Annotated in this window: 23 protein-coding genes; 16 read left to right on the forward strand and 7 right to left on the reverse strand. The window is 64.7% G+C overall.

All coding sequences use genetic code 11. From position 1 onward, the window contains the following. Nucleotides 1-41: 41 nt before the first annotated feature. Nucleotides 42-584, forward strand: a complete 543-nt coding sequence (locus tag A6M56_RS10530) for a hypothetical protein (protein WP_045787919.1) — start codon at nucleotides 42-44, stop codon at nucleotides 582-584. Between the two features lie 565 nt (nucleotides 585-1,149). Here the strand turns inward: A6M56_RS10530 and metG are convergent. After that, a complete protein-coding gene (gene metG, locus A6M56_RS10535; RefSeq protein WP_102080274.1) occupies nucleotides 1,150-3,219 on the reverse strand; it encodes a methionine--tRNA ligase in 2,070 nt (689 codons plus the stop codon). A 290-nt stretch (nucleotides 3,220-3,509) separates the two neighbouring features. Further along, on the reverse strand, nucleotides 3,510-4,139 hold the full coding sequence (locus A6M56_RS10540) for a YiaD family glycine zipper/OmpA-like lipoprotein (protein WP_045787451.1): 630 nt from the start codon (nucleotides 4,137-4,139) through the stop codon (nucleotides 3,510-3,512). Nucleotides 4,140-4,344: 205 nt separating this feature from the next. On the opposite strand from A6M56_RS10540, the gene apbC reads away from it, so the two are divergent. The 15 genes from apbC to A6M56_RS10615 all read left to right on the forward strand — a co-directional run bounded on the left by apbC (nucleotide 4,345) and on the right by A6M56_RS10615 (nucleotide 20,118). Next, complete coding sequence (gene apbC, locus A6M56_RS10545; RefSeq protein ID WP_102080273.1) at nucleotides 4,345-5,433, forward strand: iron-sulfur cluster carrier protein ApbC; 1,089 nt, start codon at nucleotides 4,345-4,347, stop codon at nucleotides 5,431-5,433. A gap of 3 nt (nucleotides 5,434-5,436) precedes the next feature. Beyond that, entirely contained in the window at nucleotides 5,437-5,952 is a 516-nt protein-coding gene (locus tag A6M56_RS10550) for a DUF3305 domain-containing protein (protein WP_045787450.1), read from the forward strand. 15 nt (nucleotides 5,953-5,967) lie between these two features. Beyond that, nucleotides 5,968-6,528 (forward strand): DUF3306 domain-containing protein, encoded by a 561-nt coding sequence (locus tag A6M56_RS10555; protein ID WP_102080036.1) that lies wholly within the window; start codon nucleotides 5,968-5,970, stop codon nucleotides 6,526-6,528. Nucleotides 6,529-6,609: 81 nt separating this feature from the next. Next, entirely contained in the window at nucleotides 6,610-8,769 is a 2,160-nt protein-coding gene (locus A6M56_RS10560; RefSeq protein WP_102080035.1) for a 4Fe-4S binding protein, read from the forward strand. Between the two features lie 19 nt (nucleotides 8,770-8,788). Continuing rightward, the gene (locus A6M56_RS10565; RefSeq protein WP_045787447.1) at nucleotides 8,789-9,460 is read left to right on the forward strand and encodes a TorD/DmsD family molecular chaperone; all 672 of its coding nucleotides are present in this window, start codon (nucleotides 8,789-8,791) and stop codon (nucleotides 9,458-9,460) included. A gap of 235 nt (nucleotides 9,461-9,695) precedes the next feature. After that, entirely contained in the window at nucleotides 9,696-9,938 is a 243-nt protein-coding gene (locus tag A6M56_RS10570) for a twin-arginine translocation signal domain-containing protein (protein WP_045787446.1), read from the forward strand. A gap of 58 nt (nucleotides 9,939-9,996) precedes the next feature. After that, nucleotides 9,997-12,993, forward strand: a complete 2,997-nt coding sequence (locus A6M56_RS10575) for a molybdopterin-dependent oxidoreductase (protein WP_102080034.1) — start codon at nucleotides 9,997-9,999, stop codon at nucleotides 12,991-12,993. 12 nt (nucleotides 12,994-13,005) lie between these two features. After that, nucleotides 13,006-13,674, forward strand: a complete 669-nt coding sequence (gene fdh3B, locus A6M56_RS10580) for a formate dehydrogenase FDH3 subunit beta (protein ID WP_045787444.1) — start codon at nucleotides 13,006-13,008, stop codon at nucleotides 13,672-13,674. A gap of 14 nt (nucleotides 13,675-13,688) precedes the next feature. Next, a complete protein-coding gene (locus A6M56_RS10585; RefSeq protein WP_045787916.1) occupies nucleotides 13,689-13,928 on the forward strand; it encodes a hypothetical protein in 240 nt (79 codons plus the stop codon). Between the two features lie 23 nt (nucleotides 13,929-13,951). After that, nucleotides 13,952-15,112: a formate dehydrogenase subunit gamma gene (locus A6M56_RS10590; RefSeq protein ID WP_102080033.1), complete on the forward strand. Its 1,161-nt coding sequence runs from the start codon at nucleotides 13,952-13,954 to the stop codon at nucleotides 15,110-15,112. A gap of 25 nt (nucleotides 15,113-15,137) precedes the next feature. Continuing rightward, the gene (locus A6M56_RS10595) at nucleotides 15,138-15,455 is read left to right on the forward strand and encodes a hypothetical protein (protein WP_045787442.1); all 318 of its coding nucleotides are present in this window, start codon (nucleotides 15,138-15,140) and stop codon (nucleotides 15,453-15,455) included. 78 nt (nucleotides 15,456-15,533) lie between these two features. After that, nucleotides 15,534-16,076: a superoxide dismutase family protein gene (locus A6M56_RS10600; RefSeq protein WP_045787441.1), complete on the forward strand. Its 543-nt coding sequence runs from the start codon at nucleotides 15,534-15,536 to the stop codon at nucleotides 16,074-16,076. A gap of 91 nt (nucleotides 16,077-16,167) precedes the next feature. Further along, entirely contained in the window at nucleotides 16,168-17,043 is an 876-nt protein-coding gene (locus tag A6M56_RS10605; RefSeq protein WP_045787440.1) for a formate dehydrogenase accessory sulfurtransferase FdhD, read from the forward strand. 173 nt (nucleotides 17,044-17,216) lie between these two features. Continuing rightward, entirely contained in the window at nucleotides 17,217-17,783 is a 567-nt protein-coding gene (gene dcd / locus A6M56_RS10610; RefSeq protein ID WP_045787439.1) for a dCTP deaminase, read from the forward strand. A gap of 55 nt (nucleotides 17,784-17,838) precedes the next feature. Continuing rightward, entirely contained in the window at nucleotides 17,839-20,118 is a 2,280-nt protein-coding gene (locus A6M56_RS10615) for an arginine/lysine/ornithine decarboxylase (RefSeq protein ID WP_045787438.1), read from the forward strand. Between the two features lie 109 nt (nucleotides 20,119-20,227). On the opposite strand, the gene A6M56_RS10620 is transcribed toward A6M56_RS10615, so the two are convergent. The 5 genes from A6M56_RS10620 to A6M56_RS10640 all read right to left on the reverse strand — a co-directional run bounded on the left by A6M56_RS10620 (nucleotide 20,228) and on the right by A6M56_RS10640 (nucleotide 25,712). After that, nucleotides 20,228-22,288, reverse strand: a complete 2,061-nt coding sequence (locus tag A6M56_RS10620; protein WP_102080032.1) for a T6SS phospholipase effector Tle1-like catalytic domain-containing protein — start codon at nucleotides 22,286-22,288, stop codon at nucleotides 20,228-20,230. Next, the gene (locus A6M56_RS10625) at nucleotides 22,267-22,512 is read right to left on the reverse strand and encodes a DUF3304 domain-containing protein (RefSeq protein ID WP_102080031.1); all 246 of its coding nucleotides are present in this window, start codon (nucleotides 22,510-22,512) and stop codon (nucleotides 22,267-22,269) included. The genes A6M56_RS10620 and A6M56_RS10625 overlap by 22 nt, the downstream gene beginning before the upstream one ends. Nucleotides 22,513-22,825: 313 nt before the next feature. Beyond that, nucleotides 22,826-24,241: an argininosuccinate lyase gene (gene argH / locus A6M56_RS10630; protein WP_062738283.1), complete on the reverse strand. Its 1,416-nt coding sequence runs from the start codon at nucleotides 24,239-24,241 to the stop codon at nucleotides 22,826-22,828. A gap of 104 nt (nucleotides 24,242-24,345) precedes the next feature. Beyond that, nucleotides 24,346-25,065, reverse strand: coding sequence for an anti-sigma factor (locus tag A6M56_RS10635; protein WP_045787436.1), 720 nt, complete (start codon nucleotides 25,063-25,065; stop codon nucleotides 24,346-24,348). After that, the gene (locus tag A6M56_RS10640) at nucleotides 25,065-25,712 is read right to left on the reverse strand and encodes an RNA polymerase sigma factor (protein ID WP_062738285.1); all 648 of its coding nucleotides are present in this window, start codon (nucleotides 25,710-25,712) and stop codon (nucleotides 25,065-25,067) included. Before A6M56_RS10640 ends, A6M56_RS10635 begins: the two co-directional genes overlap by 1 nt. Nucleotides 25,713-25,749 lie beyond the last annotated feature (37 nt).

Below are 25,749 nucleotides of genomic sequence, written 5' to 3' on the forward strand. Positions count from 1 at the left end.
CCATGTCGCATCTTCGTCAACTCGCACAAGTGGGAGTCACCATGGGCATTCTGGCTTCATTGCTGGGGTTGTTCGGCTGCGATCAGCAGAAGGTCGACCAGGCAGTGGATCGCGTCGGCGATGCCGCCAAGCGCGCGTGGCAATCGGCCAAGCCCGACAACCTGCTGTTCAAAGGCATCGTGGCCGGGCAATCCACCGAGGACGATGTCAGGGCCACCGCCGGCCAGCCCGAGACGATCTGGGAGAACGAAGGCGGCACGCGGCAACTGGAGTATCCGCGCGGTCCGGAAGGGACTTCAACGTGGATGGTGACGATCGGGCCTGACGGGCACGTGCAGAAGATCGAGCAGGTGTTGACCGCCGAGAATTTTGGACGCGTCCAGGTGGGGCAGAGCAAGGATGACATTCGCCGGATGCTGGGCAAGCCGGGGAAGGTGGAGGTGTTTAAGCTGAAGCAGGAAGAGGTTTGGGGGTATCGGTGGATGGAAAGCGCGACTGAACGGGCTTTCTTCAATGTGCACTTTGGGGTGGATGGGCGTGTTACGACGACTTCGCGGAGTGATGATCGGTTGAATGGGGGGTAGGGTTTTTGGCTCTGGTTTTTTTGTGGTGCATCCCTTGTTTCATCCCCTGGCGGGGCTGACTCACTTTCTTTGGTCTTGCCCAAAGAAAGTAAGCAAAGAAATGCGCGCCCGAGATGGCGAAAGACTCCTTGAATTTATGTCGCAGGGAGGGGAAGGGAAAAACTCGCTTCGCTCAGACAGTTTCCCTTCCTTTTTCCTCCCTGCAACAGAAATTCAAGGCGCCATCTAGGGCAGGAAAGTCAAAGGACAAAAGCCGAACCATCTGAGCGCCAGCCCAAACGACAAAGGCCAACCGCGCGATGGGTTGGCCTTTTTTCTTTTGACGTTGAGCCCTTGATGGCGCCTTGGATTTTTGTTGCGGGAAGGATAAAGAGGGGAGGCCTGTCTGAGCGCAGCGAGTTTGCCTCCCCTCCCTTCCCGCGACACAAATCCAAGGGGAAGTCGCCATCTCGGGCGCGCCTTTCTTTTGCTTACTTTTCTTTGGCAAGACAAAGAAAAGTGAGTCGGTCCCGGCAGGGAACGAAAGGGAGATGGACCACCAAGCCCAACTCCCCATCAAACCAAATCAACGCACCCGCATCCCCGGCACCGCCCCAGAATGCGGCTCAAGAATATAAAGCCCAGGCTGAGCCTTCTCATCAGCAGCCGAAGCCGCCAACACCATCCCTTCCGACATCCCGAACTTCATCTTGCGCGGTGCCAGGTTGGCGACCATCACGGTCAGCTTGCCCACGAGATCTTCCGGCGCATACGCCGACTGGATGCCCGAAAACACATTCCGCGTCTGTCCTTCACCCACATCCAGCGTCAGCTGCAGCAGCTTGTTCGATCCTTCCACGCGCTGGCAGGCGACGATCTTGGCGACACGCAGGTCGATCTTGGCGAAGTCGTCGATGGTGATGGTCTCGGCGATCGGCTCGATGGCGGCAGCACCGTTGGTGGCAGCAGCCGGGGCATCGGCGGTCGCCTGCAGGGACTGACGATTTGCCTCCACCAGCGCATCTACCTGCTTTTTGTCCACGCGCGTCATCAGGTGCGAATACGGCTGGATCGGCTTGGCCGACGACAGCTGCGAGTCAATCGCGTGCCAGGTCAGCGGCTCGATGTTCAGGAACGCTTCGATGCGTGCGACCGTGGCCGGCAGGACCGGCTTGAGGTAGATCGCGAGCAGGCGGAACGCTTCCAGCGCAACGGAGCACGTGGCGTGCAGCTTCTCGCGGTTCGCTTCGTCCTTGGCCAGATCCCACGGTTTTTCGGTGTCGACGAAGGCGTTGACGGCGTCGGCCAGTTCCATCACGGCACGCAGCGCCTTGCTGTACTCGCGCTTTTCGTACAGATCGGCAATCTGCGGGGCGGCTTCGCGCAGTTGCACCATGAGCGGATGGCCCAGCGCGGCATCGCTCACGCGGCCCTCGAAGCGCTTGACGAGGAAGCCCGCCGAGCGGCTGGCGATGTTGACGAACTTGCCGACCAGATCGCTGTTCACCCGGGCGATGAAATCGTCCAGGTTCAGGTCCAGGTCTTCCATCGTCGCGTTCAGCTTGGCGGCAAAGTAGTAGCGCAGCCATTCCGGATTCAGGCCGGTGTCGATGTAGCTCTGCGCGGTGATGAACGTGCCGCGCGACTTGCTCATCTTGGCACCGTCCACGGTCAGGAAGCCGTGCGCGAACACGTTGGTCGGCGTGCGGTGGCCCGAGAACTTGAGCATGGCCGGCCAGAACAGCGTGTGGAAGTACAGGATGTCCTTGCCGATGAAGTGGTATTGCTCGGTGGTGGAGTGCTCGTTGATCCACGATTCGAAATCGAGGCCGAGCTTGCCGCACAGGTTCTTGAAACTGGCGTAGTAGCCGACCGGTGCGTCCAGCCACACGTAGAAATACTTGCCGGGCGCGCCGGGAATCTCGAAGCCGAAGTACGGGGCATCGCGCGAGATGTCCCAGTCCGACAGCTTGGCTTCGCCATCGTCGCCGAGCCACTCGCGCATCTTGTTGGTCGCTTCCGGCTGGGCCAGGTCGGCCACCCATTCGCGCAGGAACGTCTCGCAGCGCGGGTCGGAGAGCTTGAAGAAGTAATGTTCCGACGACTTGCGCACCGGCGTCGCGCCCGATACCACGGAATACGGGTTCTTCAGGTCGGTCGGCTGGTACGTCGCGCCGCAGACTTCACACGAATCACCGTATTGGTCCTTCGCGCCGCACTTGGGGCACTCGCCCTTGATGAAGCGATCCGGCAGGAACATCTCCTTGACGGGGTCGTAGAACTGCTCGACCTCGCGCACGTCGATCAGGCCGTTTTCCTTGAGCTGCAGGTAGATGCGTTCGGACAACGCCTTGTTCTCGTCCGAGTCGGTGCTGTAGTAGTTGTCGAAAGAGATCAGGAAGTTGTCGAAATCGCGCTTGTGCTCCGCCCATACGCGCTCGATCAGCTGGCGCGGGGTCAGGCCTTCCTTCTCGGCGCGCAGCATGACGGGCGTGCCGTGCGTGTCGTCCGCGCCCACGTAGTAGGTCTCATGGCCGCGCATGCGCTGGAAGCGCACCCAGATGTCGGTCTGGATGTACTCGACGAGGTGGCCGATGTGGATCGGCCCGTTGGCATAGGGCAGGGCGGAAGTGACGAGGATGCGACGTTCGGACATGGGCAGGCCAGAAGAGTGCAGGCGGGCCGCAAACTGAGCGCGGCGCGCGGAGAAACGCATATTTTAGCGCGCCCGGGCCGCGCGAGCCCGCCACGGGTGAATACCGCCGATCTGCACGCCGGACCTGCGGCAGGACGCCGCATTCTGCGCAAGCCAAAAAAAAGCGCCGGTCTGAGCCGGCGCAGCTTTCCACAACGGAAAAGGAGGAGAAATCAGGTGCCGCCCGGGAGGTCAGCCACGCATCGCGAGCCAGCAACGTGTGGCAAGCGGCACCCGTTCTCTATGACTGGTCACCCTTGGATTGGTTTCAAATAAATTTCGACGCGGCGGTTTTGTGCGCGGCCGGCCTCGGTGGCGTTGTCTGCAACGGGCTGCGTCTGGCCGCGGCCTTCCGCGTTCAGGCGGTTGCGGGCGACACCGCGGTCAGTCAGGTAGCTGGCCACGCTCTGGGCGCGCTTTTGCGACAGCGTCATGTTGTAGTTCGGGTTGCCCGTGCTGTCGGTGTGGCCGACCACGGTGGCAGCCAGTTCCGGATGCTGCGTGAGCGTCTGTGCCACGCTATCCAGCGCGCCGCGGAACGAGGGCTTGATCACCGCGCTGTCGGTATCGAACGACACCTGGCTCGGGATGTTCAGCTTGAGCGACCCGTCGGGCTGTTCGGAAATTTGCGTGCCCGTGCCAGCGGTGTCACCGGCCAGCTTCGATTTGATCGCACCCCAGTTGTAGCCCACGGCCGCACCGGTTGCCGCGCCCAGCGCACCGCCGATGGCCGCGCCACGGCCATTGCCGACCAGCGCACCGATGCCGGCACCCACGGCCGCGCCGACCCCCGTGCCCACGGCGGTCTGGTTCTGCTGCTCGGTGGCGCAGCCCGCTGCCAGCAAGGCGACGAGCGAAACGGAAATAAGCTTGGCTTTCATGATTTCTCCTACGAGGTAACGGGATCGGTTCTTGTTGAGTCTGCCGATAGCCGGCGTGCCGAAGGGTTTTGGGGGGAATCGGACGAATGTTGCGCCGGCAAAATACAATAGCAAACCAGCACGTAGAGTGGCGAGTGCATTGCAAAGTTCATGTGACGCCCCTGTTGGACCGTCCCCCATTCGCATTAGATTCGTGGAGCAAATGTTGAGCGTAACCATCGAACAGATCACCGAAGCCTTGCGCGGCGTGGTCGATCCCAATACCCAGCGCGACCTGGTGTCGTCGAAATCGGTGCGCAACATCCGGGTCGATGGCGGCGAGGTGTCGCTCGACGTCGAACTCGGCTACCCGGCCAAGAGCCAGTTCGATGCGATCCGCAAGCTGGTGATCGGCGCGCTGCGCCAGGTGCAAGGTGTCGAGAATGTGAGCGTGCAGGTCTCGATGAAGATCGTCGCGCACGCGGTGCAGCGCGGTGTGAACCTGCTGCCGAACGTGAAGAACATCATCGCCGTGGCGTCGGGCAAGGGTGGCGTGGGCAAGTCGACCACCGCCGTGAACCTGGCGCTCGCACTGGCCGCTGAAGGCGCCAGCGTCGGCATTCTCGATGCCGACATCTATGGCCCGAGCCAGCCGATGATGCTCGGCATCCACGGCCAGCCGGAGTCGGCCGACGGCAAGACGATGGAGCCGATGGAGGGCCACGGCCTGCAGGCCAATTCGATCGGTTTCCTGATCGAGCAGGACAACCCGATGGTGTGGCGCGGCCCGATGGTGACCTCGGCGCTGGAGCAACTGCTCAAGCAGACGAACTGGCGCGACCTCGATTACCTCATCGTCGACATGCCGCCGGGCACGGGCGACATCCAGCTCACGCTGTCGCAGAAGGTGCCCGTGACGGGCGCGGTGATCGTCACCACGCCGCAGGACATCGCGCTGCTCGACGCCAAGAAGGGCCTGAAGATGTTCGAGAAGGTGGGGATTCCCATCATTGGCGTGGTCGAGAACATGGCGGTCTACTGCTGCCCGAACTGCGGCCACATCGAACACATTTTCGGTGCCGGCGGCGGCGAGAAGATGTGCGCGCAGTACGGCGTGCCGTTCCTGGGCAGCCTGCCGTTGAATCTGTCCATCCGCGAGCAGGCCGATTCGGGCCGGCCCACCGTGGTGGCCGACCCGGACGGCGCGATCGCCGGCGTGTACAAGCAGATCGCGCGTCGCGTCGCCATTGCCGTGGCCGAGAAGGCGAAAGACATGACGAGCAAGTTCCCGTCGATCGTCGTGCAGAACACATAAGCCATGGAACCGCGCGAGCCCTCGACCGAGCGCCCCTCCGTGCGGGTCGCGGTGGTGCTGTGCCGCCGTCCTACGGCCAACCGCTGGCAGCCGTTCCAGTGGCGGCTCGAGGCCGTGGTGCCGGATCTTGGCGAATACGGCACCGAGCCGCGCTGCCTTGATCGCACCGAGACCGAAGAGCGCTGGCTGACCCCTGGCTTTACCGTCACGCTGTTCCGCGACGAGGCCGAGGGCTACTACCTGAACGTGACGTCGGCCGCTCCATGCTGGTTTGTGCTGTGGCGCCTTGGCGAAGCCGGGACGGCCGATGAAGGACGTGCGGTTCCGCATACCGTCTCCCTCAGCTACAACGAGGCGGGCCGCTGGCTCGACGGCGGCGAGACGGTCGAGAACGCGCCGCTCGATGCCGCTGCGCTCGCGTGGCTGGAGGCTTACGTGGCCGAGAACTACCGGCCCGAGCCGAAAAAACGGCGCCGGCCGGAATCGTTCCTGCGGCCGGAAGATCGCGCCAAGTATTGATCGAGCGACATTGCCGTGAGCGACGAATCCTTCCTTTCACGCTGGTCGCGTCGCAAGGCCGCGCAGCGCCGTGGCACGCCCGAACCAGAGGCACCACCGCGTGCCGAGGTCGTGCGTCCACCGCAGCCAGAGTCGGCGCCTGCGCCTGCTGAACCGGCACCCGACGCACCGCCGCCGCTCACGCTGGAAGACGCGGCCAAGCTCACGCCCGCCGACGACTTTGCCCCATTCGTCGCGCGCGGCGTCGACGAGGCCGTCAAGCGTGCCGCCCTGAAGAAGCTCTTCGCCGATCCGCATTTCAACGTGATGGACGGGCTCGATACGTATATCGACGACTACTCCCAGCCCGACCCGATTCCGCCCGACATGCTGCGTGAACTGCGCCACACCGTAGAGCTGCGGCTGTTCGATCCGCTGGACGAGGAGGTTCCGCCGCCGGTGGCCGCGGAACCGGTATCCCAGGCAACGCCAGCCGTGACGGAGGAAACGCGCGCACAATCGCCCGCGCCGCCGGCGCAGGACGGCTCCGCCCAGGCAACCCCGCATGGCGAGGCCAGGCCGCCGTCCGTAGAATAAGAAAGAGGTCCGCGCGGCAGCCACCGCCCGGCCATGTCCCCACAGCCCGCGCGGCAGACGCGGGCGTTCACGCACACATCCATGCCTACGCTGGTCTGCAGTTGCAATCACACCATGCCGCTCGATGCCGGGGCGGTGAGCGACGCCCTGCGCGCCGCCGACACGCCCATCGATGCGCCTGGCCAGACACACCACCTGCTGTGCCGCCGCGAAATCGGCGCTTTCACGCAGGCGCTCGGCAGCGCGGAGGACGTGATCGTCGCGTGCACGCAAGAGCAGGCGCTGTTTGCTGAAGTGGCCGCGCAGCAGGAAGGCGTGGTCGCGCCGATCCGCTTCGTCAATGTGCGGGAGACGGGCGGCTGGTCGGCGGGCGCCAGGCGGGACCGGCGCGGCTTTCACGCAAAGACGGCCGCACTGCTGGCCGTGGCGGGTCTGCCCGCCCCGGACCCGGTGCCGGTGGTGGACTACCGCTCCGATGGCAACCTGCTGATTGTCGGTCCGGCCGAGCGCGTGATGCCGTGGGCCGAACGCCTGGCCGATCAGTTGAGCGTGACGGTGCTGGCCACAGGCCGAGATCGCACCGCCGGGCCGCTGTCGGTGTCGATGGAACGCCGCTGGCCGGTCCACGCTGGCGAACTGGTGGCGGTCAAAGGCTGGCTGGGCGCGTTCGACGTGCAATGGCGCAACCGCAATCCGATCGACCTCGACCGCTGCACGCGCTGCAACGCCTGCATCGATGCATGCCCCGAAGACGCCATCGACGCGCTCTACCAGATCGACCTGGACCGCTGCCGCGATCACCGCGCCTGCGTGAATGCGTGCGGTGACGCAATGGCCATCGACTTTGGCCGTGCGCAGGCGCCGCAAACGCTATCCGGCCAGTTCGACCTTGTCTTCGATCTGAACGACGCACCCGCCTTCACGCAGCACCAGCCGCCACAAGGCTATTTCCATGCCGGTGCGGACGCCGGGAAGCAGTTGAGCGCCTCGTTGGCGCTGCTGCAGATGGTGGGTGAATTCGAGAAGCCGAAGTTCTTCCAGTACAAGGAATCCATCTGCGCGCACGGACGCAACGGGCAGGTGGGCTGCGATGCGTGTGTGCAGGTGTGTTCAGCGTCGGCCATCTCGTCGCAGTGGAAGGACGGGCGTGGCAGCGTGCAGGTCACGCCCAACCTGTGCGTGGGCTGCGGCGCCTGTACGACGGCATGCCCGACCGGCGCGATGACCTATGCCTACCCGAGCGCGCCGTATCAGGGGCGCAAGCTCAAGACGCTGCTGAATGCGTATGCATCGGCAGGTGGGCGTGATGCCGTGGTTCTGCTCCACAACGGCGAGCGCGGCCGCGCGCTCGTCCAACACGTCGGGCGCGCCGCGCGCATCGGCAAGGCGCAGGGCCTGCCGGTGAACGTGCTGCCGGTCGAAGTCTTCCATGCGGCGTCGACCGGGCTCGAGCTGTGGTTCACGGCCCTGGCCTACGGCGCCGCACGCGTCGTCATCCTGCTCACCGAGGACGACGCGCCGCAGTACCGGGCGATGCTGGCCGAACAGGTGGCCGTGGCGCAAGCCGTGCTGCAGGGGCTGGGCGAGCCGGCCGATGGGTCGCCCGTCGTGCTGATCGACGTGACCGATGCCGCCGCGCTCGACGCGCGCCTGAACGCCGCGGACGTGTCGGGCCCGCTGCGAGGCTTCCGCCGCGACATGCCGGCCGCCACCTTCGCCGTGGCCGCCGCCAAGCGCGAGACGCTCGACTTCGCGCTGGACCACCTGGCACGTCACGCCAAGGCTACCGAGGCGATCATCCCGCTTCCCGCCAGAGCGCCGTTTGGCGCCGTCACCGTCGACCGGGAAAGCTGCACGCTGTGCATGGCGTGCGTGGGCGCATGCCCCTCGCAGGCGTTGCGCGATACCGCGGAGCGCCCGGTGCTCGCCATGATCGAGCGCAACTGCGTTCAGTGCGGCCTGTGCGAGACCACCTGCCCCGAAGATGCCATCGCGCTGGTGCCGCGCCTGAACCTGACCGCGCAGGCCCGCCAAGCCGTCACGCTGAACGAGACGCAGCCGTTCCACTGCATCCGCTGCAGCAAGCCGTTCGGCACCGCGCAGATGGTGGCGACCATGCTGGCCAAGCTCGGCGCGCATCCCGCCTTTTCGGGCGCGGCTGCCGAACGCCTCAAGATGTGCGGCGACTGCCGCGTGATCGACATGATGGAGCGCGGCGAACGCCCGGGCGCCACGCATTGAAGACTCCGTTCCCGATTCCATGACCGACGCCCAGCCCCTGCAATTCCAGCTCGCCGCCACGCCCCCCGACAGCGCCGAGGACCTGGCCCGTGCCGACCTGTACGGCTTGCTCGCGACGCTGTTCTTTCGCGCGCCCGATGCCGATTTGCTGCAGCGCATCGCCGCCGCGCCGCTGGACCCGGTGGACGACGGCAGCGCCGATCCGGCCGATGCCGAAGCCGCCGCCGGCAGCGCCCTGAGCCAGGCCTGGCGCCGCCTTGTCACGCGTGCCGGCAAGACTGGCGCCGCGCAGGCGGACGACGAGTACACCGACCTCTTCATCGGCGTCGGCAAGCCCGAAGTCTTTCTGTACGGCTCGTACTACCAGGCCGGCTTTCTCAACGAAAAGCCGCTCGTGGTGCTGCGCGACGACCTGCGCCGCTATGGCCTGGAGCGCGCCGAGGGCATCACCGAGACCGAAGACCACATTGCCACGCTGTGCGAGGTCATGCGTTACCTGATCGCGGGGGACGATGCGAAGCTCGGCCGCATTGAAGAGCAGCGCGCCTTCTTCCAGCGTCATCTGGCACCGTGGGTGGACACCGCGTGCGATGCTGTGTTGCAGCATCCGCGTGCGGGGTTTTATGCCGATGTCGCAGGTTTGGCGAAAGCGTTTTTTGATGTGGAACGGCTCGCGCTCGAACTCGCGTGACCGTGGTCCGCATCGTTGCCTAGAAAATAAGCACAACACGAAGACTTGCGCCCTGTGAGCATCCCGGCGGGGTGGGACAACGCTTGCCGATTGAAAAAATTCATCGGCAAATCGTCAGGAAAATCCCGAGTTGAGCGGTACTGAGCATGGTTTTCTGGTGCCGTTACTTCTAGAATGTGTCGGATATTTCCTATTACATTCGGTCATCGGTCCGGCAAAGCCGGGGAGCTTCGACATGCCAACCGTCCCTCACGCCCATGCTCAAGCGGATTCCCTTGATTCCGCACCTACGCGCCGCCGCTTCCTGATGGGCGCCGCCGTGGCTGCTGCGGCCGCCGGCACGGCCGCCACGGCAGGTCACCTGGCCCAGCAGGCCAGCGCCGGCTCCGCGCGGCCGGCCCAGCCCGCCGACGACGGCACCACGGGCTACCGTCTGACCGAACACATCCGCAAGTACTACAAGACGACCTGGATCTGACGCGCCGCGTTCGCGCGCCCGTTTCCATGTCGCAGACCCCACATCTTCAGGTGACCCCATGCTTCTGACCCGCAAACCGGCGGTACAGGACACCAAAGCCGCCCCGGCACGCCGCTCGGGCACAACCTCGCTCACGGGCAGCCTGGCCCGCAGCCTGGCCGGCGCGCTGCCGACCATGGACCGCCGCACGTTCCTCAAGCGCTCCGGCATTGGCGTGGGCGCGGGGCTGGCCGCCACGCAGCTTTCGCTCGTGAAGAAGTCGGTGGTGGGCGAGGCGCAGGCGGCCGAGGGCAAGGGGGACATCGTGGTGCGCCGTACCGTGTGCTCGCACTGCTCGGTCGGGTGCGCCGTCGATGCCGTCGTGCAAAACGGTGTGTGGGTGCGCCAGGAGCCGGTGTTCGATTCGCCGATCAACATGGGCGCGCACTGCGCCAAGGGTGCCGCGCTGCGCGAACACGGCCACGGCGAATACCGCCTCAAGACGCCGATGAAGCTCGTTGACGGCCGCTACCAGCGCATCAGCTGGGAGCAGGCGCTCAACGAGATCGTCGCCAAGATGAAGACCATCCGCGAGGAAACCGGCCCGGATTCGTTCTTCTTTGTTGGCTCATCCAAGCACAGCAACGAGCAGGCGTACCTGCTGCGCAAGTGGGTGTCGTTCTTCGGCACCAACAACTGCGACCACCAGGCGCGCATCTGTCACAGCACCACGGTGGCGGGCGTCGCCAACACGTGGGGCTATGGCGCGATGACCAATTCGTACAACGACATGCAGAACGCCAAGTGCGCGCTGTACATCGGCTCGAACGCGGCCGAGGCGCACCCGGTGTCGATGCTGCATCTGCTGCATGCCAAGGAGAACGGCTGCAAGGTCATCGTGGTCGACCCGCGCTACACCCGCACGGCGGCCAAGTCCGATGAATACGTCCGCATCCGTTCGGGCACCGACATCGCGTTCCTGTTCGGGGTGCTGTACCACATCTTCAAAAACGGCTGGGAAGACAAGCAGTACATCCACGACCGCGTCTACGGCATGGACAAGGTGCGCGAGGAAGTGCTCGCCAAATGGACGCCGGACAAGGTCGAGGAAGTGTGCGGCGTGCCGGAGGCGCAGGTGCACAAGGTCGCCGAGATGATGGCGATGAACCGCCCGAGCACACTCGTGTGGTGCATGGGCCAGACGCAGCACACCATCGGCAACGCCATCGTGCGTGCGTCGTGCATCGTGCAGCTGGCGCTGGGCAACATCGGCAAGTCGGGCGGCGGGGCCAACATCTTCCGCGGGCACGACAACGTGCAGGGCGCGACCGACGTCGGCCCGAACCCCGATTCGCTGCCGGGCTACTACGGTCTGGCCGCCGGGGCGTGGAAGCACTTCGCGGCCGTGTGGGGCGTCGATTACGACTGGATCAAGGGCCGCTTCGCCTCGCAGGCCATGATGGAAAAGTCCGGCACGACGGTCTCGCGCTGGGCCGACGCAGTGCTCGAGAAGAACGACCTGATCGACCAGGACAACAACGTCCGCGCCGTCTTCTATTGGGGCCATGCACCCAACTCGCAGACGCGCGGCATGGACATGAAGCGCGCGCTCGACAAGCTGGACTTGCTGGTGGTGGTGGATCCGTATCCGTCGGCCACGGCGGCGATGGCCAACATGCCCTCGGCCGACGGCACGCCACCGAACCCGAACCGCGCGGTCTATCTGTTGCCGGCTGCCACGCAGTTCGAAACGTCGGGTTCATGCACGGCGTCGAACCGCTCGCTGCAGTGGCGCGAGAAGGTCATCGAGCCGCTGTTTGAGTCGCAGCCCGACCACGTCATCATGCAGGCGTTTGCCGACCGCCTGGGTTTCGGCAAGGAGCTGTCGAAGAACTACAAGATCAGCGAATACAAGCGCGCCGGCATGACATGGCGCGAGCCCGAGATCGAATCGATCCTGCGCGAGATCAATCGCGGCAACTGGACGATCGGCTACACCGGTCAGTCGCCGGAACGCCTGAAGGCGCACATGCGCAACATGCACCTGTTTGACGTGCGCACCCTGCGCTGCAAGGGCGGCAAGGATCCGCAAACCGGCTACGACCTCACCGGGGATTACTTCGGCCTGCCGTGGCCGTGCTACGGCACGCCGGAACTGAAGCATCCGGGCTCGCCCAACCTGTACGACACCAGCAGGCACGTGATGGACGGCGGCGGCAACTTCCGCGCCAACTTCGGCGTGGAGCGCGACGGCGTCAACCTCCTGGCCGAAGACGGCTCGTGCTCGCTGGGCGCCGAGCTCACCACGGGCTACCCCGAATTCGACCACGTCTTCCTCAAGAAACTCGGCTGGTGGGATGACCTGACCGACGCCGAAAAGAAGGCCGCCGAAGGCAAGAACTGGAAGACCGATCTGTCCGGCGGCATCCAGCGCGTGGCGATGAAGCACGGCTGCCATCCGTTTGGCAACGCCAAGGCGCGCGCCGTCGTGTGGAACTTCCCCGACGGCATTCCGCAGCATCGGGAGCCGCTGTATTCCACGCGGCCCGACATGGTCGCCAAGTACCCGACGCACGACGACAAGAAGGCGTTCTGGCGCCTGCCGACGCTGTACAAGACGGTGCAGCAGCGCAATATCGAAAACAAGGTCTACGAGAAATTCCCGATCATCCTCACGTCCGGCCGTCTGGTCGAATACGAGGGCGGGGGTGAAGAGACGCGCTCGAACCCGTGGCTGGCTGAGCTGCAGCAGGAGAACTTTGTCGAGATCAACCCGAAGGCCGCGGCCGACCGGGGCATCCGCCACAACGACTTCGTCTGGGTCAAGACGCCGACCGGCGCCCAGATCAAGGTGCGCGCGCTGGTGACGGAGCGCGTGGGCGTGGACCACGCCTTCATCCCGTTCCACTTCTCGGGCTGGTGGCAGGGCAAGGATCTGCTCGGCTATTACCCGGAAGGCGCTCACCCGATCGTGCGCGGCGAGGCCGTCAACACAGCCACCACCTACGGCTACGACTCGGTGACGATGATGCAGGAAACGAAAACGACGGTCTGCCAGATCGAGCGTTTCGCATAACGGGGAGCGATCATGGCACGCATGAAATTCATCTGTGACAGCGAGCGCTGCATCGAATGCAACGCCTGCGCCACGGCCTGCAAGAACGAACACGAAGTGCCCTGGGGCGTGAACCGGCGCCGCGTGGTCACGATCAACGACGGCATGATCGGCGCGGAGAAATCCATCTCCGTGGCGTGCATGCATTGCTCCGATGCGCCGTGCATGGCGGTCTGCCCGGTGGACTGCTTCTACCGCACCGAAGACGGCGTGGTGCTGCACGACAAGGACGTCTGCATCGGCTGCGGCTACTGCTCGTATGCGTGCCCGTTCGGTGCGCCGCAGTTCCCGAGCCAGGGCACGTTTGGCGTGCGCGGCAAGATGGACAAGTGCACGTTCTGCGCGGGCGGCCCCGAGAAGAACGGCAGCGAGGAAGAGTTCGAAAAGTACGGCCGCAACCGCCTGGCCGAAGGCAAGCTGCCGCTGTGCGCGGAAATGTGCTCGACCAAGGCGCTGCTCGGCGGCGATGGCGATGTCATTTCCGACATCCTGCGTAACCGTGTCATGAAACGCGGGAAGGGCGCGGAGTTGTTCGGATGGGGCACGGCCTACGGCGGCACGCAGGGTAAGGGCGGTCAGGCGGCACCGGCGGGCCAGCCTGCGCCCGCTGCACCGGCTTCCACGCCAGGAGCCCAATCATGAGCCCGCGCGTCAAGATGCCTTCGCGACCGACGGGGCTGCTGATCGCGCTCGGCGCGGTGCTGCTGCTCGGCGCTTGCGGCGAGCGCTCGCAAACCGCCCTTGCATCGCACCGCAAGGACGACGCTCCCGCCTACAAGGGCGCGCAGGACGATCCGTTTGTGGCCAAAGGCTGGACGCCCGGTGACCGCACGAGCTGGGTGAACCAGATCCGCGCGCGCGGCCAGTACCAGAACGAGTACAACAAGACGCCATGACGCGCGCAAGCGGAGGTCTGTCCATGGGTACGTCCTGGAAACACCTTGTGATGGCGGTGCTGTTGGGGGGAGCTGCCACGCTGGCGGTTGCGCAGCAAGCGGCCAGCGGGCCGGCAGCGAACGCGCAACCCCTCAATCCGGCCGTGCAGCCGGCGCAGCCGTTTTCCAACATCGTTTCGGAGAACGTCTTTGACGTGCAGAAGCGTGATCTCGCCAAGGAAGCGCAGGACCAGGCCGCGCGACGCACGACGCAGCCCGGCAACAATGCGCCCGTCTGGCGCGAGGTGAATTCGGACCAGGCGCACTACGCCAGCATCCCCGGGCTCGAGGCCGGCGTGCTGATCCAGCGCACGGGCCAGAAATGGCGTCTGTTCCGCAACGGCGTCATCACCGTGTGGGGCGGCTGGCTGCTGGTGCTGGTGCCGCTGGCCATCCTGGGCTTCTTCCTGTGGAAGGGGACGATCCGCCTGAAGGAAGCGCCCACCGGCCGCAAGATCGAACGTTTCACGCCCACCGAACGCTACGTCCACTGGACGATGGCGATCTCGTTCGTCACGCTCGGCGTGTCTGGCATCGTCATGCTGTGGGGCAAGCACTTCCTGCTGCCGGTCCTGGGGCACCAGCTGTTCGGCTGGCTGACGTATGTGCTGAAGAACCTGCACAACCTGGTCGGGCCGTTGTTTACGGTCAGCATCGCCGTTGCCTTCGTGATGTGGGTCCGCGACAACCTCCCGCGCCGCGGCGACCTCAAATGGCTGCTGAGCCTGGGCGGCATGTTTGCCGGCGACCACGGGGCCGAAGTCCCGTCGCATCGCTTCAATGCGGGCGAGAAGCTCTGGTTCTGGGGCGGCCTGGTCGTATTCGGGTTGATTCTCTCGGCGTCGGGCTGGGTGCTCGATCGCATCGTCCCGGGCGTCGACTATTACCGCAGCACCATGCAACTCGCCGAGATCATCCACGCCATTGCGGCGGTGGGCATGATGTGCATGTCGCTGGGCCATATCTACCTCGGCACGATCGGCATGGAAGGCGCCTACCGGGCCATGCGCGACGGCTATGTCGACGAGGCCTGGGCCAAGGAGCACCACGAGCTCTGGTACGACGACATCAAGGCCGGCAAGATTGCCGCGCAGCGCTCGCAGCCGCCCGCTCCCCCGGCGGCGGAGCATCCCGTCAAATCCTGACGCCATCGATTCAAGGAGCTTCACCATGCATGCATCCGCGATGACGCGCGCCGCACGTATGGCCGTCGCGGCCAGCCTGCTGAGTCTCGCGAGCGGGCTGGCTTTCGCAAAACTGCCGGCCCTGACAGAAGAGCAACAGGCACAGGCCGCGCTGGCCAAGGCCAAGGCAGCGTGGACCGACAAGGTGGCTGCATTCCAGACTTGCAAGGCGCAAGACAAGGTGGCGGCGGCGTATCGGGCCAGCGGCAAGGGCGCGCTTACGCAGCCGGGCACGCCGTGTGCGGATCCGGGGCCGTTCGTGGCGCCTGCGCCGGCCGCGCCGGCGCCCGCTGCAAAAGGCTGATCGGCTGCCGATGTTGCGGGTTCATCATCCGGCAGTACAATCGTCTGCTCGCAAGTGAACCCTGACTGGAGGTGACACATGAAGCAACTCGCGATTGGACTTGCCGTGCTGGGCCTGATGGCTGGCTGTGCATCGAATACCGGCTCGACAGCCAGGACGGCTGACTCGGCCATGGCCGCTTCGGCCGTGCTGGCGCCCAAGAGCGGCAGCACCGTGCAAGGCAGCGTGAAGCTGGTGCAACAAGGCGACAATCGGGTTGCCATGGCCGTGGACATTTCGGGCCTGCCGGCCAACGGCATGTTCGGTTTCCATGTGCACGAGAAGGGCGATTGCTCGTCGCCGGACGGCAACAGCGCCGGCGGCCACTTCAATCCGACCGGCCAGCAGCATGGCGATCCGCGCAGCGGCGCGCACCATGCCGGCGACATCCCGATGCTCCAATCCGACGCCAACGGCAAGGCCGTCGGCTCGATCGTCCTCTCCGGCGTGACGCTGACCCCGGGACCGACCAGCCTCGTTGGCCATGCGCTGATCGTGCATGCCGGCAAGGATGACTACAAGACCCAGCCCACCGGCAATTCCGGCGGGCGCATCGCCTGCGGCGTGATCGTGGCGAACTGATCGCCGGAGCACGTGCCCATCTGCGGATGGGCATTGCCTGCATGCCAATGCGCACGCCTGCCGTGCGCATTTTTGTTTGAAACCCGATTCGATGCCGCTGCGCCCTTACCTGACCAACGCTTCTGTTCCGCTGCTCGATGAGGTCGACGTCGTCGACGAGCTCGGCCGTACGCGCACCGTCCACATTCCCGGCGAGCGGCCACTCACCGTCTACCTCGACAAGCGCGAACTCGTGACGTTGATGACGCTCGGCGCCGCCCCCGAGGCGCTGGTGCTCGGCTACCTGCGCAACCAGCGCCTCATCGGAAGCATTGAGGACATCGCCTCGGTGCAGGTCGACTGGGAGACCGAATCCGCGGCGGTCACCACGCGCGCCGGCATTGCAGACCTGGACGAAAAGACCGCGCGCCGCACTGTCACGACCGGCTGCGGGCAGGGCACGGTGTTCGGCTCGCTGATGGACGAAGTGGACGCCATCCACCTGCGGCCCGACGCGCGCATGACGCAGACAACGCTGTACCGCGTGGTCGATACCATCCGCCTGCAGCAGTCGATCTACAAGCAGGCGGGCTCCGTGCATGGCTGCGCGCTGTTCGATGCGCGCGGCGAGCTGCTCGTCTTTATTGAAGACGTGGGCCGCCACAATGCCGTGGACGCGATTGCCGGCCGCATGTGGCTCGACGGCATGGAAGGCGGCGACAAGATCTTCTACACCACCGGGCGCCTGACCTCCGAAATGGTCATCAAGGGCGCGCAGATGGGCATCCCGTTCCTGCTGTCGCGCTCGGGTGTCACACAGATGGGCTACCAGATGGCACAGCGGGTGAACCTCACGCTGTTTGCGCGATGCACCGGCCGGCATTTTCTGCTCTATACCGGACCGGAGCGCTTTGTGGCCGAACCGGAGATGGCCGGGGTGGTCGGCGCGCGCGGCCAACTGCCGCAGCCCGTGAATTCCAGCGGGTAAGCCCTGCGCAAGCCATCGCCCGGCCCGGGGTTTTCCGTCACAGGTTTGGGAGTACAATCCGCGTTCCAAAGCGGACCGGGCATCGACCTTGCGACCCGGCGTGACCAAATGGGGACAGTTTTCGCACCGCGAAGGCTGCCCCCATTTGTTCATCCAAGGTATCTGGACGCTCCATGAGCATCAAATCCGACAAATGGATCCGCCGCATGGCCGAGCAGCACGGCATGATCGAGCCGTTCGAGCCCGGTCAGGTGCGCGAGGCAGACGGCCGGCGCATCGTCTCGTACGGCACGTCGAGCTACGGCTACGACATCCGCTGCGCCGACGAATTCAAGATCTTCACCAACATCAACAGCACCATCGTCGATCCGAAGAACTTCGACGAGAAGTCGTTTGTCGACTTCAAGGGCGATGTGTGCATCATCCCGCCGAACTCCTTCGCACTCGCTCGCACGGTCGAGTACTTCCGCATCCCGCGCACGGTGCTGACGGTGTGTCTGGGCAAGAGCACGTACGCGCGTTGCGGGATCATCGTCAACGTGACGCCGTTCGAACCCGAATGGGAAGGCTACGTGACGCTGGAGTTCTCGAACACGACGCCCCTGCCCGCCAAGATCTACGCCGGCGAGGGCTGCGCGCAGGTGCTGTTCTTCGAGAGCGACGAGGAATGCGAAACCTCGTACAAGGACCGCGGTGGAAAATACCAGGGCCAGCACGGCGTGACGCTTCCCAAGACCTAGTTTTCTCTCCGTTTCCGACCTACGGAGCGGTGCCTTTCTGCATTAAGGAACCACGATGAAATTCCGCTTTCCCGTCATCATCATCGACGAGGACTTCCGCTCCGAGAACGTCTCCGGGTCGGGCATTCGCGCGCTGGCCCAGGCCATCGAGCAGGAAGGGATGGAGGTCACGGGCCTCACCAGCTACGGTGACCTGACGTCGTTTGCACAACAGTCGAGCCGCGCGTCGACCTTCATCGTCTCGATCGACGACGACGAGTTCATCAACCCGGACAGCGACAAGCCGGAGCCGGAAGCGGTCGAGAACCTGCGCGCCTTCGTGGCCGAAGTGCGCCGCCGCAATGCCGACATCCCGATCTTCCTGTACGGCGAGACGCGCACCTCGCGCCACCTGCCCAACGATGTCCTGCGCGAGCTGCACGGCTTCATCCACATGTTCGAGGACACGCCGGAGTTCGTGGCCCGGCACATCATCCGCGAAGCGCGCAACTATCTCGATTCACTGCCGCCGCCGTTCTTCAAGGCGCTGATCGACTACGCGCAGGACAGCTCGTATTCGTGGCACTGCCCGGGGCACTCGGGTGGCGTGGCGTTCCTCAAGAGCCCCGTCGGCCAGGTGTTCCACCAGTTCTTCGGCGAGAACATGCTGCGCGCCGACGTCTGCAACGCAGTGGAAGAGCTCGGCCAGCTGCTCGACCACACGGGCCCGGTAGCAGCATCGGAGCGCAATGCCGCGCGCATCTTCGGCTCGGACCACATGTTCTTCGTGACCAACGGTACGTCCACGTCGAACAAGATGGTCTGGCACGCCAACGTGGCCCCCGGCGACATCGTCGTGGTGGACCGCAACTGCCACAAGTCGATCCTGCACGCGATCATGATGACGGGCGCGATTCCCGTGTTCCTGATGCCGACGCGCAACCACTACGGCATCATCGGCCCGATTCCGCAGAGCGAGTTCGAGCCGGAGACGATCGCCAAGAAGATCGCCGACCACCCCTTCGCCAGCCAGGCCAAGAACAAGAAGCCGCGCATCCTGACCATCACGCAGGGCACGTACGACGGCGTGCTCTACAACGCCGAGCGCATCAAGCACATGCTGTCGACCGAGATCGACACGCTGCACTTTGACGAGGCCTGGCTGCCGCACGCCGCCTTCCACCCGTTCTACCGCGACATGCACGCCATCGGCCACGGCCGCGCGCGCAGCAAGGACGCGCTGGTGTTTGCCACACAGAGTACGCACAAGCTGCTGGCCGGTCTGTCGCAGGCGTCGCAGATCCTCGTGCAGGATTCCGAGACGCGCAAGCTCGATACGTACCGCTTCAACGAGGCGTATCTCATGCATACGTCGACGAGCCCGCAGTACTCGATCATTGCCTCGTGCGACGTGGCCGCGGCGATGATGGAAGCGCCGGGCGGCACCGCGCTGGTGGAGGAGAGCATTGCCGAAGCGCTGGACTTCCGCCGCGCCATGCGCAAGGTCGAGCACGAATACCTGGGCGCGAATGGCGGCAACGGCCGCGGCGACGACTGGTGGTTCAAGGTCTGGGGCCCGAACGATCTGTCCGACGAAGGCATCGAAGATCGCGAAGCCTGGATGCTCAAGGCCAACGACCGCTGGCACGGCTTCGGCAACCTGGCCGAAGACTTCAACCTGCTCGACCCGATCAAGGCCACGATCATCACCCCGGGCCTCGACGTGGACGGCAAGTTCAGCGACTCGGGCATCCCGGCCGCCATCGTCACGCGCTACTTGGCCGAGCACGGCATCATCGTCGAGAAGACCGGCCTGTACTCGTTCTTCATCATGTTCACCATCGGCATCACCAAGGGCCGCTGGAACTCGATGGTGACCGAGCTGCAGCAGTTCAAGGACGACTACGACAACAACCAGCCGCTGTGGCGCGTGTTGCCGGAGTTCGTGCGCCAGTATCCGCAGTACGAGCGCATCGGCCTGCGCGAGCTGTGCGACAGCATCCACAGCGTCTACCAGGCCAACGATGTCGCGCGCGTGACGACCGAGATGTACCTGTCCAATATGGAGCCTGCGATGAAGCCGTCCGACGCCTGGGCCAAGATGGCGCACCGCGAAACTGAGCGCGTGGCGATCGACGAGCTGGAAGGCCGCATTACCGCCATCCTGCTGACGCCGTATCCGCCGGGCATTCCGCTGCTGATTCCGGGCGAGCGCTTCAACAAGACGATCGTGCAGTACCTGCAGTTCGCGCGCGACTTCAACCGCCTGTTCCCTGGCTTCGAGACCGACATCCACGGGCTGGTGGAAGAGGAAGTCGACGGCAAGATGGGGTACTTTGTGGACTGCGTGCGCTGAGATTCAGCCGCACAAAAACAAAACGCCGCGCAGAGATTGCGCGGCGTTTTTGTTTGGCGAAAGCGACGGAGAAGGGGCCCGAGCGTCTGCAGGCGGCGAACTCCCGCACTCAAAGGCTTCGAAACCACTCCGACATTGGCGGAATGCGTGGCGGCATCCGAGCGGCGGCAGCCTCGTTGCGCTGGCCTCTCGCCTCGGCAATGCGCTGTTCGTTTTCATGCTTGATCCTGTCACGGATGATCTTGTCCCCGGCATTTCCAAAGTAGATTCGCCGGAACTTCGCGAGCCCATAACCATTCAGCTGGAACTCAGGCATGCCGAAACCGATGAAGCCAGCCATGGAGTCATGCACGTAGGCATCGAAAAAGTTGCCGATCGCTTCCGGAACGGGGCGACTGCGCAGAGCTTCCAACAACCGGATGACGTCTCGCTCGGGCGCGTCGGCATTCCGCACTTCCGGGTACATGTTGTCAGCGAGCCACCGCCGCCACCGTGCGAGCACGGCCGGTGCACGCTTGGCGACGGCATCGGCGTGGGGTTGCCGCGCGTCGTCCAGTATCGGGCCGCTTTGGTGTCTTACGGCGTGGTAGATGGCCGCTGCCGGGCTGCGCCACGATTGGGCGGTCGCGTTCTTTGCAGCCGCACCCAACTCGAATGGGCTCCTCAACGCTTCGCCTCGTTGTTCGACGTCCTCTCGGTTGAGTTGCATGCGCTGTTCGAGGTGATGGCAGGATGCCGCAATCATTTGGACGAGTGCGCGCTGCGTGTGCAGCATCCACGTGGCCTCACCCCGGAAGTCCTTACCTTGGTCGGCGTTGGGCTCGCCCCGAGCGCGTTGGTACTGCGGCGTTTTGTGAAAGCCCGCTTCCAGCAGCTGCCAGCGGTGGCTGAAGTACCAGCTCAGATGCTGACGTGCCATTTCTTCTACCGGCCCGGGTTGGATGTTGGCGTGCTGGTAATAAGCGGCGAGGGCGTCAAGGGTGGCTTTAGAAGGTGCTAACGCGTCAAAGATATGTTGCTCCCTTCTCTCAGCAAGCTCTTCTGGCGAGTAGAACGGCACACCGGCCGCAAGCGCTGCACAGTACATCTCAAAACCCGGCACGCGAGCGAGTTGGAGATCGGTGTTTTTGCCGTCGCGGCTCCAATCGGCCTTGCCTAGCGCCAGCGGCATGTACCCGCCGCCCACGTCGGAGTGTGAGCCGGGAAACACATACTCCTTGCAGTTGGGCGGATACTTGCTATCGACGCGCACGGAGTCGAGCGGGAAACAGGCACGGATTTCATGGCCCGCCACCAGATGCAGACATCGCTCCACCGCCGGGTGGATCTGCATGTTGTCGTCGGCCCAGTCTTGCCTGCCTTCTGTAATCGGGTACAAGCCCGCCAGCCCTACCGACGCCACTGTGTCGAAGATGCCCAGGAACTGTATCCGCAGCGGGATGCCAGCAAAGAGCCAGCCGCCGTCCTTCTGTTCGCACAACTCGTAGAGCCAGTTGACGAACGCACGTGCTTCTGCCGCGCCGCGCGAGAAGCCGAACACACTCAGGTTAATGAGCCGCAGCTCTGGCTTCTGGCCACGGATTTTTGTCTTGAGCCGCGCCTGGTAAACGTCTTTCAGTTCGCGAAGCCGTCTTTTGTAGTTCAACGTCTGCTGTGTGTTGAGCAATGCGTGGAAGGGGTTTGCCGAAACAGAAAACCGCTTGGCGAAGTTCGTGGGGGAGAAGCTCAGTGGGTTGCATAGGTCTTTAGCTTCGCTTTCGGAAATGAGGCCGCTTTCGTGGAAGTAACGATGGATAGCGTTGAGTACTTGTATCAGCCCCCAAAAGATTCGCGGTGCGCCACCCCAGCCCGCGGCGGATCCAAGCGGATTGGGAACACCGGGAATAACCGTGCCGTCGTCGCCCACCTTGTCGAACGGCGTGCCGACGCCAGGAATGTAGTAACGGTAATAAGCATCCGTTCCTTTCTTCTCCTTCAAGTCTGGATAAGCGTGGTAGAGGCGAACCACATTGCTGTGCTTTTGATGGCGCGGGTCGCCCCGGTGCTTCTTGTAATCTTCATCTTCGTTGTTGCCGGTGCCGTCAAAGAACATGCCGACGAAGAGGTTCCCATCGCAAGACGGTATGTGGCTCTTGGGGAGCAGGGCATTTAAAGCGCACATGCGCTGCATGGTTTCTTTCTCGCTCCACCACCGCTTTCCGGAAACAGGTTGGGACCACTGGCGTCATTGACGGTGAACCACAGGATCGCGCGCTTGTGCATGTGGTCGTAGCCGGTAATCTCGACAGTGGTCTTGTTGTCGAGACAGCTGACGATCCACCCCATCACCAGAAACGGCGCGAGCCACTGGATGGTGGTGTACAGGTGTGGGACGTGTTTTTTCAATGCGCGCATTGGTACATCTCCTTATGTCCGCGATGGCGTTGTGATTTTTTGCTATTCGACATGCCGCCAATGGCGTTCGAAGTAATGCGGGGAGCAGGTGATTTTCCCAACTATTTCTGCGCAATCACGTCAAGATTTGTGTCGCGTTATTGGGTGGCGCCAGAAGATGGGGGGCGCCAATGGCGGGCAACGGCGGTAGCACCGGAAACAGCGATGCCGCGCGTCGTGGAGTGGTGCCTTAGGAAATTGCCCGCTGTAAAGGCAGGGGCAAAAAAAACCGCGCTGAATCAGCGCGGCGTTTTTGTTTGAAGCGTGCAGCGGACTATTCAGCCAGTGCAGCGCGCGCAAACGCAATGGCCTGTTTGACCTGCTCCGGCGCGGTCCCGCCGATGTGGTTGCGCGAAGCGACCGAACCTTCCAGCGTCAGCACGGCGTGCACATCGTCGCTGATCAGATCGGCCTTGTCGCCCAGGCCGCTGATGTCGCGCAGCTGCGCAACGCTCAAGTCGGCCAGGTCGCAGCGCAGGTCGTCGCAGGCGCGCACGGCGTGGGCCACGGCTTCGTGTGCATCGCGGAAGGGGAGGCCGCGCTTGACGAGGTAGTCGGCGAGGTCTGTGGCGGTGGCATAGCCCTGCAACGCGGCGGCACGCATGGCGTCGGCCTTGACAGTGATGCCCGGCACCATGTCGGCAAAGATGCGCAGCGTGTCGACCACGGTATCGACGGTGTCGAACAGCGGTTCCTTGTCTTCCTGGTTGTCCTTGTTGTACGCCAGCGGCTGGCCCTTCATCAGCGTAAGCAGGCCGATCAGGTGGCCGTTGACGCGGCCGGTCTTGCCGCGTGCGAGTTCGGGCACGTCGGGGTTCTTCTTCTGCGGCATGATCGAGCTGCCGGTGCAGAAGCGGTCTGCAATGTCGATGAAGCCCACGCGCGGGCTCATCCACAGCACCAGCTCTTCAGAGAAGCGCGAGATGTGCGTCATGATGAGCGCGGCGGCGGCGCAGAATTCGATGGCAAAGTCGCGGTCCGATACGGCGTCGAGCGAGTTGCGGCACACACCGTCAAAGCCGAGTTGCTGGGCGACGAATTCGCGGTCGATCGGGTAGCTCGTGCCGGCCAGCGCGGCGGCGCCCAGCGGCAGGCGGTTGACGCGCTTGCGGGCGTCGAGCATGCGCTCGGTGTCGCGCGTGAACATCTCGACGTAGGCCAGCAGGTGGTGGCCGAACACCACCGGTTGCGCGACCTGCAGGTGCGTGAAGCCCGGGACGATGGTGTTGGTGTGTTGCTCCGCCAAGTCCAGCAGCGCGCTGCGCAGGGCCTTGAGCAGACCGACGATGTTGTCGATCTCGCTGCGCAGCCACAGGCGGATGTCGGTGGCGACCTGGTCGTTGCGCGAGCGGCCCGTGTGCAGGCGCTTGCCGGCGTCGCCCACCAGCGCGGTCAGGCGCGCTTCGATGTTCAGATGCACGTCTTCCAGGTCCAGCTTCCACTCGAACGCGCCGGATTCGATCTCCTGGCGGATCTGCGCCATGCCCTGTTCGATGGCGGCGCGATCGGCTTCGGCGATGATGCCCTGCCTGGCGAGCATGGCCGCATGCGCGAGCGAGCCCTGGATGTCGAACAGCGCGAGGCGCTTGTCGAAGAACACCGACGCGGTATAGCGCTTGACGAGGTCGGACATCGGCTCGTTAAAGCGGGCGGACCACGCTTCGGCCTTCTTGGCGAGTTGGGAGGTCATGGGCGGACTGCGGGAGGAGGGCGGCCAGGCAAACGCTTCGGCCGCAAATTCAGGAAACCGCGATTATATCGCCCGCCGGGTCTCCCGGCCGCCCGCTGGGGTGCCTACAGCGTGCTGCCGATCAGCGCCCCCTTGAAGACCACCGGCCCCGTCGGCCCCTCCGGATTGGGCGAGCCTCCACGCGGTTCCACGCTGATGGCGAGGGCCGGGACCTGCCGCAACGGCTGCGGCACCGTCAAGCGGACGGCGCGCTGGTGCCCGATCACCCCAAGTGACTGCGGATGCCCGCCGGGCGGCAGGGCCCACAGCTGCAAGGCCTGCTCGCCGGAAAGCGGCGTGGCGTCGAGTCGCTTGAGCGACAGGATGCCGGTCCGGGCGTCCCACGTGACGAGCACGGCCGCCTGCGCCTGTGCGTCCTGCAGCACGGCGACAGCGTCGGCAATGGGCGCCTCGCGCAACTGCTGCGCCAGCCGCAGGTTCAGCCCGACGGCCACGACGGCAACCAGCGCGGCGGCGGCCGTCGCTGCGCGCCAGAAGCCCGTGCCCTGCCAAAGCCGTTGCCACCATCGCTCGCGCGCCGGTGGAGGGTCGCGCCAGCCCAGTTGCACTTCCACGCGGCAGAGAATCTCGGGCAGCGGCGCGGTGGCGGGCTGCAGCGCCGGCAGATCCGCCAGATAGCGCTGCCAGCGCTCCACGGTCGCGCGCACGGCGTCGTCACGGCGAATGATCTGCTCGAAGCGCCGCCTGGCGCCCGCGCGTAGCGTGCCCACCGCATATTCGGCGGCCAGCTTGTCGACGAGATCGGGGTGGCGGCGAGGGTCCATCACGGCGCTCCGAGGCATGCGCGCAGGCGGTCCAGGCTGCGCCGCATCCACGATTTGACGGTGCCCAGCGGCAATGAGAGTGCCTGGGCCAGCTCGGTGTGCGACAGGTCGCGCAGATAGGCCAGCGTGACGACTTCACGCTGCCGCGGGTCCAGGCGCTTCAGGCATTCCGCGAGCGCCCGTGCCTGCTGGCCAGCGAGCGCGAGGTCAGCCGGACCGGGCGCGTGATCGGCCAGTACGTCGGCGTACGACGCATCCAGCGGTACGGATTCCTGCACCCGCTCTGCATGCTGGCGGCGCAGGCAGTCCAGCGCGCGGTTGCGCACGATGGTGGTCATCCACGTCATGGGGGCGGCCAAGTGCGGGCGGTAGTCGCCGGCGTGGCGCCAGATGTTGACGAAACTTTCCTGCAAGACGTCCTCGGCCCAATCCTTCCTGACCAAGATACGCAGCGCGAGCCCGAACAGTTTCGGCGCGCATCGCGCATAGAGCGCACGCAGCGCATCGCGCTCGCCCAGGCCGATGCGCTGCAGCAGGGCGGCCAGTTCGTCGGCCTCGCTTCCCTGCGGGCGTCCGGTTGCGGCCGCCGCTGGTGCGCTGGCGTTTTCGGCTGCGTGGTCTGCGGCGGTGCGCTGGAAGGTGAGCACGGGGCGGCGTTGTGGTGTGTCCTGCACGAAGTGTAGG

The sequence above is a fragment of the Ralstonia sp. RL genome (assembly GCF_001683835.1).
GTDB classification, from domain to species: Bacteria; Pseudomonadota; Gammaproteobacteria; order Burkholderiales; family Burkholderiaceae; genus Ralstonia; species Ralstonia mannitolilytica.